General features: G+C 51.6%; 11 protein-coding genes. 4 read left to right on the top strand and 7 right to left on the bottom strand.

What is annotated here, in order from left to right; genetic code table 11:
• The first annotated feature begins 11 nt into the window (after nucleotides 1-11).
• Entirely contained in the window at nucleotides 12-980 is a 969-nt protein-coding gene (sbnA, locus tag ASF12_RS05720; RefSeq protein WP_056030724.1) for a 2,3-diaminopropionate biosynthesis protein SbnA, read from the top strand.
• Nucleotides 977-2,032 carry a 2,3-diaminopropionate biosynthesis protein SbnB gene (locus ASF12_RS05725; RefSeq protein ID WP_056030727.1) on the top strand — a complete coding sequence of 352 codons (1,056 nt, stop codon included), beginning with the start codon at nucleotides 977-979 and terminating at the stop codon, nucleotides 2,030-2,032. Before sbnA ends, ASF12_RS05725 begins: the two co-directional genes overlap by 4 nt.
• A gap of 80 nt (nucleotides 2,033-2,112) precedes the next feature.
• Here ASF12_RS05725 and ASF12_RS05730 read toward each other — a convergent pair whose 3' ends face one another.
• The 6 genes from ASF12_RS05730 to msrB all read right to left on the bottom strand — a co-directional run bounded on the left by ASF12_RS05730 (nucleotide 2,113) and on the right by msrB (nucleotide 10,690).
• On the bottom strand, nucleotides 2,113-3,630 hold the full coding sequence (locus ASF12_RS05730; protein ID WP_235533049.1) for an ABC transporter substrate-binding protein: 1,518 nt from the start codon (nucleotides 3,628-3,630) through the stop codon (nucleotides 2,113-2,115).
• Between the two features lie 152 nt (nucleotides 3,631-3,782).
• A complete protein-coding gene (locus ASF12_RS05735) occupies nucleotides 3,783-5,393 on the bottom strand; it encodes a response regulator transcription factor (protein WP_056030736.1) in 1,611 nt (536 codons plus the stop codon).
• Nucleotides 5,394-5,409: 16 nt separating this feature from the next.
• Nucleotides 5,410-7,161 (bottom strand): sensor histidine kinase, encoded by a 1,752-nt coding sequence (locus ASF12_RS05740; RefSeq protein ID WP_056030739.1) that lies wholly within the window; start codon nucleotides 7,159-7,161, stop codon nucleotides 5,410-5,412.
• Nucleotides 7,162-7,321: 160 nt separating this feature from the next.
• Complete coding sequence (locus tag ASF12_RS05745) at nucleotides 7,322-8,848, bottom strand: glycoside hydrolase family 43 protein (protein ID WP_056030742.1); 1,527 nt, start codon at nucleotides 8,846-8,848, stop codon at nucleotides 7,322-7,324.
• Between the two features lie 257 nt (nucleotides 8,849-9,105).
• On the bottom strand, nucleotides 9,106-9,678 hold the full coding sequence (locus ASF12_RS05750; protein ID WP_081418702.1) for a nitroreductase family protein: 573 nt from the start codon (nucleotides 9,676-9,678) through the stop codon (nucleotides 9,106-9,108).
• Between the two features lie 22 nt (nucleotides 9,679-9,700).
• The gene (gene msrB / locus ASF12_RS05755; RefSeq protein ID WP_056030748.1) at nucleotides 9,701-10,690 is read right to left on the bottom strand and encodes a peptide-methionine (R)-S-oxide reductase MsrB; all 990 of its coding nucleotides are present in this window, start codon (nucleotides 10,688-10,690) and stop codon (nucleotides 9,701-9,703) included.
• Nucleotides 10,691-10,952: 262 nt separating this feature from the next.
• On the opposite strand from msrB, the gene ASF12_RS05760 reads away from it, so the two are divergent.
• Both ASF12_RS05760 and ASF12_RS05765 read left to right on the top strand, forming a co-directional pair.
• On the top strand, nucleotides 10,953-11,381 hold the full coding sequence (locus ASF12_RS05760; RefSeq protein ID WP_056030751.1) for a hypothetical protein: 429 nt from the start codon (nucleotides 10,953-10,955) through the stop codon (nucleotides 11,379-11,381).
• Nucleotides 11,378-12,457: a phosphodiester glycosidase family protein gene (locus ASF12_RS05765; protein WP_056030754.1), complete on the top strand. Its 1,080-nt coding sequence runs from the start codon at nucleotides 11,378-11,380 to the stop codon at nucleotides 12,455-12,457. Before ASF12_RS05760 ends, ASF12_RS05765 begins: the two co-directional genes overlap by 4 nt.
• Before the next feature lie 86 nt (nucleotides 12,458-12,543).
• Here the strand turns inward: ASF12_RS05765 and ASF12_RS05770 are convergent, their stop codons facing one another.
• Nucleotides 12,544-13,935, bottom strand: coding sequence for an NCS2 family permease (locus ASF12_RS05770; protein WP_056030758.1), 1,392 nt, complete (start codon nucleotides 13,933-13,935; stop codon nucleotides 12,544-12,546).
• Nucleotides 13,936-14,115: the final 180 nt, after the last annotated feature.

Raw genomic sequence — 14,115 nt, forward strand, 5'->3', positions numbered from 1 at the left:
GGTAATCGCCCATGAGAAAAGATTGGCTTTCTTGTATCGGTCAGACGCCGCTCGTCCATCTGTCAAAGCTGTTTGCGAATGATCGCGGAATTACCGTGCATGCCAAGCTGGAAATGCTTAACCCGAATGGCAGCGCGAAGGACCGCTCCGCCGCTCGCATTATTGCTGCGGCCTTGGAGCAGGGCCGCATCGGGCCCGGCTCTGTCATCGTCGAATCCAGCTCGGGCAATATGGCAATCAGCCTCGCCGCGATCTGTTCCTATCTCGGAATGCGGTTTATTAGCGTCGTAGACCCTAGAACGACGCAGCAAAACATCCGCATTATGCGCGCTTATGGCGCCGACATTGAGCTCGTTGAGGAGCCAGACCCAGACACGGGCGAGTTTCTGCCTGCCAGGCTGAACCGCGTTCAGCAGCTGCTTGCCGACATTCCGGGCAGCTACTGGCCGAATCAATACAACAATGAGCATAATTATTTGTCGCATTATGAGGGCACCATGCAGGAAATTGTCCAGGCGCTGGGCCGGGTTGATTATGTCGTTGGCGGCGTCAGCACCTGCGGCACCATGCTCGGGTGCGCGCTGTATGCCCGCGACCATAAGCTGGATACGAAAATTGTGGCGGTCGATGCGGCGGGCAGCGTTATTTTTGGCGGTGTCAGCGGGAGCAGATTGTTTCCGGGCCTCGGAGCCGGCATCGTTCCTCCGTTCGGGCAAAGCCGATTTATGGACTATGCGATAAAAGTGAACGATGCCGATATAGTTGCTGGCTGCCAGATGCTGGTGAAGCAGGAGGCGATTTTGGCCGGGCCATCGTCCGGCGCCGTTATTTTTGCCCTTCAATCGATGATGCATGAGCTGCCAGATGGCTCTGTTTGCACCGTTATTTTACATGATCGCGGCGAACGCTATATGGATACGGTCTACAATGATGATTGGGTTCAGCAGCAATTCCACCATGAGGAAGGGGAACGAGCTTGATTTACCTTGGGGAAAAACATATCCGTGCCGTTGGACTCCATTGGCAGGAGCTGGCGGATCAGATTGAAGATGCGGTGCATGTAATGGATAGCGGCGATTATGCCCAGCCGGTAAAGCCATATTTGCGATACGGCGGCCATGCGGCAAACCGAATCATTGCCATGCCCGCCTATGTCGGTGGCAGCATGCACACAGCCGGCATAAAGTGGATTGCCAGCTTTCCTGGCAACCTTCATGCCGGACTGCCCAGAGCGCACAGCCTGCTGGTGCTGAATGATGCAGACACGGGCAAGCCGTATGCGATTGTCCATGCACCGCTGCCGAGCGCAGCACGGACAGCTGCCGTTAGCGCTGTGCTGCTTCGCCAATATTTGCGTGCGCGCAGCGCGCAGCAGCCAAGCAAGCCGCATCGCATAACGCTCGGCATTATCGGCTTCGGCCCAGTCGGCCAGCTGCATTACGACATGTGCGGGCAGCTGTTCGGCGAAACAATCGATGAAGCTTATGTTTATGACATTCGCGGAGTTGAGCTGGACGATATCAACCTTGCCGCAACTACTGCTGCCGATGTTGTCAGCACTGCTGTCACCGATGCCGCCGCTGGTAAGAAAGTCGGACTACGTGGACGAACGAAGGTGGCAGGCAGCTGGCAAGAGCTATACAGCCGCTGCAACGTCATTATTACTTGTACGGTAAGCGACAAGCGCTACATTGATCTTCCGCCCCTTCCAGGCAGCCTGCTGCTGGACGTTTCGCTGCGCGACTACACCGCGGCAGCCTTGAGCAGCGTAAACGCCATCATCGTCGATGATTGGGATGAGGTATGCCGGGAAAACACCGACATTGAGATGCTCCATAAGGAGCGGGGGCTGGAGAAAGAAGGTACCCGCTCGCTCGCCGATGTCGTATGCCGCAGCGCGCTTGCTGGATTCGATCCGGCTGAGCCCGTTCTATTTTGCCCGATGGGAATGGCCGTCTTTGATATTGCAACAGCGAACTATTGGGTGCAAAAGGCTCGGGAGCTCGGCATTGGTCTGGAAATCGAAGCGTAATCGGTAAAATACAAGCAACCGCCAACCCTCACGAGGAGGATTGGCGGTTGCTGTGTTTGTGCCAGATTGCTTTGCCTATTTTATTTCGCTGCCGCCCATGCATCAAGCTGCTTCTGTTTTTCGGCTACGATTTTGTCGATGCCTGCTGCTTTCAGCTTGGAGATAAATTCTGGCAGTGTTTTGTCCGGATCAAGCGTACCTGTTTCCAGACCCAGCTTGTATTGATTCAGAACATTCGTTACCGAAGCAAACTCGGTTTTTACCGACGCGGAATCGAAGGTAAAGCCTAGTGCCTTGGATTTTGTTGCGTTTTTGTTAAATTCATCTGTTTCTTTCCAAATATCCGGGTTGTCCCCTTCAAAAGAATAGGACATGAACTGGTTGCCGAATAACCAGCCTGTATTCGGGTTGTAGCCACTGTTGTTGGCATCTACGCCATCTGCATATTTAATAACGTTCTCTTGATCGGTTTTCACATAATGCTTGCCTTCAATGCCCCAGTCCATCAAGTTAATAATATCTTTGTCGCTGTACATCAGGTTCAAGAACTTCATGGATGCTTCAGGATTCGTCGCATTACGCGGAATGCCCCACATAATGTTAGTTACCGTTTCTGTTTTGGAAACTGGAGCCGTAATTTCACCCTTCACAATTGTCGTACCCACAATGCGCGATTCCTGCATTTCGATGCCAGGCTTCAGGTTAGCCACATAAGCAGCGGTACGTCCCGCTTTAATCAAATCCGCGATGCCTTCTTTGTTCGTCGCCGCATCCTTCAAAATATAACCGGCTTGATACCAGCCGCGAATACGCTTGAGCAGCTCCGCATATTCTGGCGTCTCAAAGTAGTTGACTACTTTTAAATCATCCTGCCCGTTGTTAATCAGAACGCCAAAGCCGTCACCTAATTTATCAAGCTTGAGCAGGTAGTCAGCAATCGATTGCCCAGCCGCTCCCGGAGAGATAGCCGCCATGCTCGGCTCGTTCTCTTTCAGCGTTTTCATCATTCCTTCCAACGCGTCAAGAGAGTTGATCTTGGAGGCGTCGATGCCGTATTTATCAGCAAGATCCTTCCGGACCAGCACGCCATAATTGACCGCCAAATCACGAATCGAAGGCACAGCATAAATTTTGCCGCCAATGCTGCTTGCTTTAATAAAATCTTCGCCTACTGCCGATTTAATGCCTTGTCCATACTGCTCTAGCAGATCGTCAATCGGAAGCAGCTGGCCCTTCGCTACTTGCGGCGCATAACCAAACGTCGCGCTGCTGCCCGTTACGATCAGATCCAGCTTCTCGTTGCTCGTAAGCATGAGATTCATTTGCTGGTTCCAAGCGCCGATACCGATTGGGAGAAGCTTCACCGTTGCATTGATTTTCTCTTTAGTCAGCTTGTTCAGCTCATCTTGAACCGCCTGCAGGTCAGTAGGCGTATTGCCGAACGTCACATACGCAACGGTAAGCTCTGCTGCCGCATCTGTTTTGCCGCCCGAATTGGTTGCTCCTGCTGTGCCTGTGCCCGCTTCTCCATTGCTGCCTTTGTTGCCGCCGCCGCATGCGCTCAGCACCATGCCCAGCACGAGGACCAAGCTAATCATTGTTGTTATCCTTCTCATTCGTAATTCCCCCGATGCTTTATAGTATCGAGATTCGGCTCGTCTCTAACGAGTGAATCTATCCTCATTGTAGAGAATCCCCATACCCGCTACTGCCCCGCAGACGACTTTTTGGTAAGCGTTTTCCGACCATTTCAACGGCCCTGCTGTTCGAGCTCATAGTTTTGCCTGAATTCCAGCGGATTGACGCCTGCGTACTTCTTAAACATCCTTGAAAAATGCGAGAAGTTCGCATAGCCTACGTGAACCGCTATCGCGCTGACCGGCATATCCGTCTGCATCAGCAGCTCCTTCGCTACAAGCAGACGCTCATTGAGCAAATAATCGGAAATGGACAAGCCTGTTTTCTTTTTGAAAATACGCGTTAAGTAGTCTGGGTTCAAAAACACATGATTCGCCAGCTCCTCGCGCGTAATTTCCTTGTTCTGATTCAGCTTAATATAAGCAATGACCCGCTCGACTACCGTCTGAGTCTCTTCAACAGACTTCGCATAATCCGCCGCTTTGGTCACAATATGATCGATCCAGGCATACATGTCCGTCACCGAACGGCTCGCCCGGCTCGACAGCTCAATAGACTCATCATCGCCAAACAATTGATGGGCCCCAATACCCTTCAACTGGAGCATATAATACATCATTTGCAGAAAATCCTGATGAAACGTATGCAGCCGCTTCGCATCAAGCGTTCCCAGCCGAATGCACTCCTTAAGATGAGCGTCTATTGCCGCGAGCAGCTTGTCCTTGGAGCCTTCCTTCAGCAGCACGGCCCACAGGCTTAAATCGGGCAGCTTCATCTCTGGCGTCAGGCTTGATCTGCCGCTAGTATGCAAAACGATATTGCTAAGCGCAACATTGTTCTGATCGAGGCCGGCTAGCCGCCTTGCCATCGCCGACAGCTGGTAGCTAGGCACGGGCTCGCCAATGTAGCAGGAAAGATCGCAATAGAAATAGGCATTGCAAGCCGAAATAAACAAGGAGCAGGCGTCTCGCAAAGCCGCAAGCTCCGGCTCGTTATTGATCTCCATCGGCAGCAGCGCAACGAGCTTGTCTTTTTCCCATTGCACCAAATGCCCGCTAGCGCCATGGTTCAAAATCGTCTCCTCCGCCGCATTGCGCAGGGCGATTTCCATAATTTTTTCATCGCGTACCGACAGCTTTTTGCGCCAGCGCTGAACCGAGATCAGAATCGGCAAATGCCGCAAATGCTCCATATAGGGCAAATAACGCTCAGTTGCCGCCTCTTTAATCGAGATTTCATAAGCTGGAATCGTCTGGTTCAAAATGTCCAGCCAAAACCGCTCCGTCATAATCGGCTGCTGCTTAAACCAATATTGCCCGTATTCGCTGAACTGGGCGAGCTCGCTGTCCTTATTGATTTTGTCGGTCGCTTTGACAATAACCTTCTCCAGCTCCGCATAGGGAATCGGCTTGAGAATATAATCAAGGCTGCCGAGCTTCATCGCCTGCTTCGCGAATTCAAAATCGGCGTGGCAGGTCAGAAACACCGACTCCGTCTTCGGGTATTTCTCACGCACCCACCCCAGCAGCTCCAATCCGCTGCCCTGCGGCATTTCAATATCGCACAGCATCAGATCGATGGCCTGCTGATCGAATATTTCCTTCGCTTGGCGGATATTATAGGCGGTATACACTTCGCTCACTTGAAGCTTGTCCCAATCGATGGCCGATTCAATCGCCTTGACCGCATGCACTTCATCATCGACAATGAGTACCGAATACATGTAAACTCCCCCTTCGCTAGCTATGCTCCGCTTCCGCATTCATCGGCAGGATGATTTCAACAATCGCCCCTCCACCGTGAGCGTTGGCGAATGATATTTGCGCCCGGCCTTCATAGAGCAGCCGCAGCCGTTCGCAAATGTTCCAAATGCCGACCTGTCCGCCTTGTTCCCTCATTAATTTCCGTCCTTCCTGAAGCTCCTTCAACACCTCTTCCTCGAAGCCTTTGCCTGTGTCCTGCACGACAATTCGCATTTTGGGTTCATCGGTCGTATCCAGAAGCTCAATGCGAATATGAATATGCACCGCTTCATCCAGCGTAACGGCGTATTTTACGGCATTTTCAACAAGGGACTGAATAATGAGCGGCGGCAGGCTGGCATTCATCAAATAATCAGGCGCGTCAATGCTGCTTGTCAGGCTGTCCGGATAACGCAGCTCCTGAATGCGGACATAGTTGCTTACATGATCCAGCTCCTGCTTCAAGGAAACGAAGCTGAGGTTGCTGCGGAACATATAGCGGAAATAGCCTACCAAACACAGCGTCAGCTCTTGAATCAGCTCATAATTGCGCACCTGGGCGAGGCTGTACATCATATTCAGAGAATTCATGAAAAAATGGGGATTGATTTGCAGCTGCAAATGCTGCAATTCCGCCTTTTGCTTGCTCAGCTGCTCCTCGTATACATCAATTCGCAGCTGCTGAATATCCGCCATCATCGTATTGAATGTTTCGTTAACTAGCTTGAACTCCTCGGCACTAGGAGCAGCCTTGATTCGGACGTCCAGATTGCCTTCACGTATCCGCTTCATCGCCGCTAAAATCCGGTTCAGCGGGATCAATATTTCCCGGCGCAGCATAAGCAGTCCAAGCGGTAAAATGATCAGCGAGCCCAGCGCGACAAAGGTGATCAGACTCCGCAAATAAGGGAGATTTTCAAGTATTTTTTCATCTGGTATGACCGCAACTAGATTAAAATCCCCTCGAAGCGAAGGGGAGCCTACGACAAGAAACCGGGTTTGATCCCCGGTCATATAATAATCAGCCAAGCTATGATTGAGCTCAATACCATGTTCCTGAAACAGACTGGACGTCGTTAGCGGGATTCCATCGCTCGTCGTCAGCAGCGACTGTCCCTTTTCACCCAGATCAATCAATCCCAGCGCGCCAATTAATCGATTGGCATTTACCCAGGCACCAATATAGCTGCCGCCCGATTCCACGATATGATAAATATAATATTGATTATTCAACTGCGTAATTTTCCAATGAGCGGTATTCAGCAAGCTTCCGTTGCTGTTCTTGTCGAGCATCACCTGGTTCAAAAACCCCCGCATTCTTTCCCGTTCTCCGAAGGGCCTGCCTACTTGCGGACTAAGCATTAATTCCTTCTCCTGATCCGAATAGACGAAAAAAGCGTCCATGCTTTTATAAATCGCCAGCGCTTGCGACAGCTTGTTGGACAGGCTGATTTTCGCCATATAATATTCATCCGGCTGCCTTGTCGTGCCCATTACGAGCAAATCCGGATCAACAGCGGCGATGCTGTTCACATATTGATCAACATCCTCGAGGCTCTGGTCAATCTGATCCATATACAAGGTCATCATATTCCGGTTCGAGTTGGCCACCTGATTGCGCACGACATCAATCGAATAAAAGCTGTTATACAGCAGCAATACGATGAGCGGCAATGTAAATAGTAAAACGCTGGTAATCAATCTCGTTCGGATCGAGCTCCACGATAAAATTTTCAATCGACTGTTCATCCACAAGCCCCCCGTTCTCCGCGACTACATAGATAATGAGCCAAAATTTCAATGCCATTATCATGAAACTTAGCACGCTCTAGGAAGGAAGATCAATCTTTATCGGGAAATTTGTCGAAACCTTTGTCGAAAATCGCTCCCAGCTGCCATACGCTTCCTGCTATGCCTCTATTTCATATTTGAACCAGTCGAAGTACGCTGGCGCTGTACTGTTTTCTCCATTTCCCGTTGCATAAAGTCCGGCATACACCCCTGTAAAGCCGCCAGCTACCTCTTTGGATAACATGGCACATTCTCCCGTTCCTAATACATGCGTCTGCCCATCCGGTACTGAGTAGGTAAACGTATAATGGGTTTCATTTGCTGCAATGCCGAGCTCGATAAGAGTGTCGTTGTAATCCGCCGAATGCTCAATTTTCCAAAGGCTTCCGATCCGGCGGCGCAAAATCACCCGATTTTTGCCCTCCAGCCTGGCGAGTGCAATTTCATAATGGTAGCGCTCATTCATGAGCACCGTCATCCCCGCTTCCTCTCCGTCCTGCTGCGGCTGAAATGCCATTAAAGTCGACCATTTTGCCTTAAAATGCTGCTGCCTCCGGCCAACAAATGCAGGCGACTCCGTATCGTCCAGCGTATAGGCGCTGCCGTGCAGCGCCAGCCAGCCCGGACGCTCCGCAAGCGACCAGCTTGACTCGCTCGGATTCCGCAAAAAATTCCAACTGAGCGCGAGCTGCGGTTGATTGAAATCATCCAGCTCCTGCCACGCTTCCCGCTCGCTGAGCGGCAATGACGGCGCCTCCAGCTCTAATGCCGCCCGGCCATGGTTGCCAATGATCGGCCAGCCGTCCGCAGTCCAAGTCACTGGCGCGCCAAACGTTTCGCGGCCCAAATGATGCGCCGCCGGGTAGCCTATCGGGCGGATGCCAAGAAACACCGCCCACCATTGCTGCTCGGAAATTTGGATAAGCTCGGCATGTCCGGTCGCCTGTATCGGGTTATCCGTGCTGCGCTGCGTCAAAATCGGATTATGCGGGCAGCTTTCAAACGGTCCAAACGGCTCCTTGCTCCTCGCCGCAGTGACCATATGCCCGTATTCGGTACCGCCTTCGGCAATGATGAGGTAGTACCACGCGCCGATTCGGTAAAGATGCGGCCCTTCAGGAAAGGAACCGCCTGTTCCTTCCCAGATCAGCTTCCGCTCGCTAAGCAGATGGCCCGACTGCAAATCCAGCTCTGCCTGGTAAATGCCCGGAAGCTCACCGCCAAACATGACGCTCGTTCCGGTAATATAGACTTTCCCATCCGTATCGAAGAGCAGCGACGGATCGATACCCGGCCAATCCTCAAGCCATACCGGCTCCGACCAAGGGCCCTCAGGGCTGTCCGCCCATACGTAAAAATTTTTGACTACCGATACATTCGTCGTAATCATATAGAAGCGCCCATTGTGATGCCTTAGTGTCGGCGCAAAAATCCCTCTGGAGCTTGGGCTTCCGTGCAGGGCTACTTGGCTTTCTCTCGTCAGGCAGTGCCCGATTTGCCGCCAGTTGACCAAATCCGTACTATGAAAAATCGGAACGCCTGGAAAATATTCAAACGAGCTCGTCACCAAGTAATAATCGTCCCCGACACGGCACACGCTCGGATCAGGATAAAAACCGCTTAATATAGGATTAGAAAATAGCATATTCAGTTCCTCCTCTGGAAGGGCAGTGACCAAGCTCGCGGTTATTCACCAGGCTGCTCATCTGTTTTTCTTCATTGTAGTCTGGCCTTCCCTCGATGTGCCGCCGCTTGGACGACCTATCACTGCCAGTTTCACGACTTTTTTATCGGCTTAAGTGTCCTGAAGCTGCTATTCCACGCCAAAAAGCCTCCCATCCCCGCATGCTAATGCGGTTCAGGAAGGCTTGGGACTTCGGCTATTAAAATCTATAATTCATTTTACCCTTCCAGCCATACCGTCTTATCGGAGACGGATGTCCGTTTCGCTTCCAATGGCTGCATATCGGGATATCCGAGATAAATAAGGGCAACAAACTGCTCCTCCGCATCAAGGCCAAATGTGTCCTTCATCAGCGGATGGTACATGGGCTCGCCTGAGCGCCAGATGGCGCCCAGTCCATTGGCATGGGCCGCGAGCAGCAGGTTTTGCACAGCGGCATGCGCGGCCGCCAGCTCTTCCGCATAGACAGCGCGCGGGTCCTCTGCCGGCGAGCATACGACGCCAATGACGACAGGCGCCCGGTAGGCTTTAGAGCGCTCCTTCGCCAGGCGGTCCTCAAGAGCGGTACCTATGCCGGTCTCCAGTGAAGCCAGCGCAACGCGCGCGTAGCCTTCGCCCAGCTTGGCGCGGCCCTCTCCTGTCATGACGATAAATTTCCATGGCTGCGTATTATGGTGGCTCGGCGCCCAGCTAGCCGCCTCCAGCAGCTTTTCAATGAGACGGCGATCAATCGGGTCCTGTTTGACCCTTCCGATTGTACGTCTTCCCCTTATAGCCTCTTCCACTTGCATGTCCATTCCCCCGTTCCTCAAATTAAGCTTTCAACCAGGCCGCATACTCGCCATAGCCCTCTGCCTCAAGTTGATCCTTTGGAATAAAACGAAGAGCTGCGGAATTAATGCAGTAGCGCAAGCCATTTGGTCCAGGGCCATCATTAAAAACATGCCCCAGATGCGAATCAGCCGCCTTGCTGCGGACCTCCGTACGGATCATAAAATGGCTAATATCGCGGTGCTCCGTTACTTTCGATTCCTGAATCGGCTTCGTAAAGCTTGGCCAGCCGCAGCTTGAATCAAACTTGTCGCGCGAGCTGAACAGCGGCTCTCCCGACACGATATCCACATAGATGCCTTCTTCTTTATGATCCCAATATTCGCCGGTAAATGCCCGCTCCGTGCCGCTGTTTTGCGTCACTTCGAACTGAATAGGCGTCAGTCGCTCTTTCAGCTCTCCCAGACTCTTCTTATATTGCCAATGGTTTGCGAGGAAATCCTCACGTCCAGAGCCTTTGCGGTAAGATTTGTAGCGCTGCGGATTTGAACGGTAGAAGCCCTGATGATAATCTTCCGCCAAATAAAAAGGCTGCGCCGGTTCAATCGGCGTTACGACAGGCTTATCGAATCGGCCGCTTGCATCAAGCGCCTTCTTCGAGGCTTCCGCCTTCTCCCGTTGTTCCTCGCTATAATAAAAGATGCCGGGACGGTACGAGTTGCCGCGATCCGCGAACTGGCCAGCCAGATCGGTTGGATCGATCTGCTGCCAAAAAACATCAAGCAGCTTCTCATAGGGGAAAATCGCCGGATCAAATGTAATTTGCACCGCTTCAGTATGGCCTGTCGTCTCCGAGCAGACTTGTTCATAGGTTGGATTCGGCACATGACCGCCTGTATAGCCCGATACTACCTCGATAATGCCGGGCATCTCCTCGAATGGAGAAACCATGCACCAGAAACAGCCTCCGGCGAATATCGCCTTTTCATAGGATGGTGACTCATTCTGGGTTTCATTAAACTCAACTGACATGTCTATACAGCCTCCTTTACAGGCTTGCTGCAGCCGCTGCTGCTATACAATCGCCTGACCCTTATTATACCTCAACTGCCAGCCTCCGCAAAAGGACAACAAGACCTGCGCCCTATTCTTTGTTACAATGTAGTGACACGCGCAACAAAATGGCTTTTTTTCCGTCCAATACTATAGCCGTATAAGTCAGGTTACGATTGCAGTTCGTTCAGCCTCGTTGCAGCACACAATATGACTTTCAAAATGAGGTGAACGTTAAAATATGAGCAACTTGCAAGAAGCTGAGCTCTCCAGCCACCATGAGCCGCTGCGGCGGCGCAAACGGAGCAATCGCGCTTTTTTCGTATTCGTTATCGTCTGGATCATTCTCATTTCCGGCGGCATTATGGGCGCCAAATGGTACAGCGACAAAATCCAGCGCGACGTCGCAGCTGATCTGGAGCGCCAGACGTCCGCGCAAATCGCTGCGATGCAGCAGGACTACACGCAGCGGATGGACAAGCTGGAAGCTTCCTATAAGGAAGAGCTGGCCCAGCTCGATGCCAAGGTGGATGCCTTGAATGAGCTGTTGACCTTTACGAAGGATAATGCCGATTCCAAGACCGACAACAGCAACAAGCTGTACACCCAGCTTAATGAAGTGAAGAAGAAGCTGAACGAACTGCAAAAAAATCTGGATGTGTTGAAATGAATGTATCCGTAAAAGCACTCAATAGGACGATGCTGCTCGCGTGTACCCCTTTTCTCGGCATGCTGCTTTGGCTGCTGCTGTCGGAGGTGGCCGTTGAGCTGTCCACCACTGCTTTTCCCGTTCACGAGGCTGAAGCGCAGCGGCAAGAGCCCGCAGCCTTCACCTCAAAGACAGCGGCGGGACTGGAGCAGGCTCGTACAACAGCCGAGCAGACGGGAAAGCTGATTAAGAAGGAAATTACGCTGTATAACCGGACCAATGCGGAAATGAAGCAAATCGCCAGCACCGCAGCTGCCCAAGCCCGCATACCGCTTGAAATTTACGACCAGCTCATTACGAGCAAGCTTGGAGCACCGTCGGCTACCGTTAATACGGACAAGCTTCGCGCCCAGCTCTTCCAAATCAAGACGCAAAACTTTCAAAGCTACGCGGTGAAAATCGAGCTGAAATCAGACGATGCGATGAAAATGTCGCTCGGTGGAGACAAGTATGGCGGCGCGGAGACGACGCTCGCAGCGGTGAAGCGCCTTGGCGCGTATATCGGCATCAATGCCGGAGGCTTCGCAGACGCTCAGGGCGTTCGCTACCCGCTAAGCACGACGATGATTGACGGCGAATATGTGAATGGCTTTGAACCATCGTTTGCCGATTTATTTTTTGTCGGCTTGAACGAGGATAACGAGCTCGTCGGCGGTAAGTTCACGAGCAAGGCGCAGCTCGATAGCCAGCACATGAAGTTTGGCGCTTCGTTCGTGCCTGTTCTGCTGCAAAATGGTGCCGCCATGCCGATTCCCGATAAGTGGAAAAATAGCCCCAAGCGCGCACCTCGCACGGTCATCGCGAACTACAAGGACAATCAGCTGCTACTTCTCGTCGCCGATGGCTATAACGAGAATGGCAGCTCCGGCGCGACGCTGGAAGAACTGCAAATTTTACTTAAGCGCTACGGCGCCGTTAATGGCTTTAATCTCGATGGCGGCGGCTCCTCGTCGCTGATCTGGAACGGCAGCGTCATTAATAGCCCTTCCGATCGCCAGCTCCGCAAGCTGCCAACGAGCTTCCTGTTTTTCAAGTAATGGCTTGTACGAATTTCTTTATCCTTATTAAACGTAAAAAAAGCGTTCAACCCTGCTGCATGAGCGGGTTGAACGCTTTTTGTTGTTTATTCGCCGCCCATGAATACGTAGCGCCCGATGACGAGCACGGCGAGTATCCACATGAGCCAGTGAATATGGTATTTTTCCTTTGCTTTGCCTGACAGGTTGGCAACCGAGGCCAATACAACGTACGATACGATACCGAACGAAATGCCGTTCGCAATATTGTACGTAAATGGCATCAAGGCGAGCGTCAAAAATGACGGAATTGCATAAACCATATCCGAAAAATCAATTTCCTTGATCGACTGCATCATCAGCACGCCGACAATAATGAGAGCCGCATTCGTAGCTGCTGGAGGCACAAGTGCAACGAGCGGCGAGAGGAACACAGCCAGCAGGAAGCAGATACCTGTCGTAACCGAGGTGAGGCCTGTACGTCCGCCCTGCGCGATACCGGAGGAGCTTTCCACAAACGCTGTCACTGTGCTCGTTCCGAGCATTGCGCCGCCGCTAACGCCGATAGCATCGACGAACATCGCTTTGCCGATGCGCTTCTTGCCTTCCACCGGATCTTTCATGTAGCCAGCGCGGTTCGCCGTGCCGACAAGCGTTCCGAAGGTATCGAACAGCTCGACGAACGTAAACGTCAGAATGACGGTCACGAGGCCAACTTCCAATACACCAGGGAAATCAAAGTGGAATAAATTCATTTTTGAAAAATCAGGCACCCATGTTTGTCCGCTCAGTTTCTCGCTGACGTTCACCTGACCGATAACAATCGCAATGGCCGTCGTGAGCAGAATCCCCCACAAAATCGCCCCAGGAATGCGAAGCACCATCATAATCCCGATAATGAACAGCGCCACAACCGTGAGTGCTACCGTACCATTGTGCAGGCTGCCAAGGTGAATAACCGTCTCCGAGCCCGATACGTCGGTATAAGCGCCCTGCTTAATATCCGTGAAGCTGGATACGGCAATCGTCATAATGCCGCTGCCCTTCAGGCCGATAATCGCAATAAACAAGCCGATACCGACAGTAATCGCATGCTTAAGGCTGTCTGGTACGGCAATAATCAGCATTTGCCTGATTTGAGTCACGGTCAATATAATAAAAATAATACCCGAAATAAAAACCGCTGTAAGTCCCATCGCGATGGAAATCGGTTTTCCAGTCGCCTGTGAAGAAATAACCGTAGCTGCAAAATACGCATTAAGCCCCATTCCGGGCGCGAGAGCTACGGGGAAATTAACGAACAGCCCCATGGCAATCGTGAAAATACCTGCTGACAGTGCCGTGGCCAAAAATACGGCTCCCCAGTCAAATCCGGCTGGTGTGAGCACAATCGGATTAACAGCCAGTATGTACGCCATGGTCATGAAGGTCGTCAGTCCTGCCATAATCTCTGTACGAATGTTCGTACCATGCTCTTTCAAGCGAAAAAATCGTTCCATCGCTATTCACTAGCCTCCCCAAGTCAAATTATACTGCGCACTGATGCATCTATTTTTAGAAACTCATTTTAATCAATTGCTTCCTTGTTTGTCAATGATTTAAAACGAACATTTACAATAAGCGCTCTTTAATCATTCGGGTTTCATTGCGAATTTTCTGATAACGGCCTTAAATCCGTC

This window comes from Paenibacillus sp. Leaf72 (assembly GCF_001422685.1).
Lineage (GTDB): Bacteria > Bacillota > Bacilli > Paenibacillales > Paenibacillaceae > Pristimantibacillus.

Excerpts from the sequence above, each read along its gene's own strand:
- ASF12_RS05770 (WP_056030758.1), bottom strand. The coding sequence starts at position 13,935 with ATGGAACGATTTTTTCGCTTGAAAGAGCATGGTACGAACATTCGTACA.
- msrB (WP_056030748.1), bottom strand. The coding sequence starts at position 10,690 with ATGTCAGTTGAGTTTAATGAAACCCAGAATGAGTCACCATCCTATGAA.
- ASF12_RS05760 (WP_056030751.1), top strand. The coding sequence starts at position 10,953 with ATGAGCAACTTGCAAGAAGCTGAGCTCTCCAGCCACCATGAGCCGCTG.
- ASF12_RS05730 (WP_235533049.1), bottom strand. The coding sequence starts at position 3,630 with ATGATTAGCTTGGTCCTCGTGCTGGGCATGGTGCTGAGCGCATGCGGC.
- ASF12_RS05745 (WP_056030742.1), bottom strand. The coding sequence starts at position 8,848 with ATGCTATTTTCTAATCCTATATTAAGCGGTTTTTATCCTGATCCGAGC.
- ASF12_RS05750 (WP_081418702.1), bottom strand. The coding sequence starts at position 9,678 with ATGCAAGTGGAAGAGGCTATAAGGGGAAGACGTACAATCGGAAGGGTC.
- ASF12_RS05735 (WP_056030736.1), bottom strand. The coding sequence starts at position 5,393 with ATGTATTCGGTACTCATTGTCGATGATGAAGTGCATGCGGTCAAGGCG.
- ASF12_RS05765 (WP_056030754.1), top strand. The coding sequence starts at position 11,378 with ATGAATGTATCCGTAAAAGCACTCAATAGGACGATGCTGCTCGCGTGT.
- ASF12_RS05740 (WP_056030739.1), bottom strand. The coding sequence starts at position 7,161 with ATGAACAGTCGATTGAAAATTTTATCGTGGAGCTCGATCCGAACGAGA.
- sbnA (WP_056030724.1), top strand. The coding sequence starts at position 12 with ATGAGAAAAGATTGGCTTTCTTGTATCGGTCAGACGCCGCTCGTCCAT.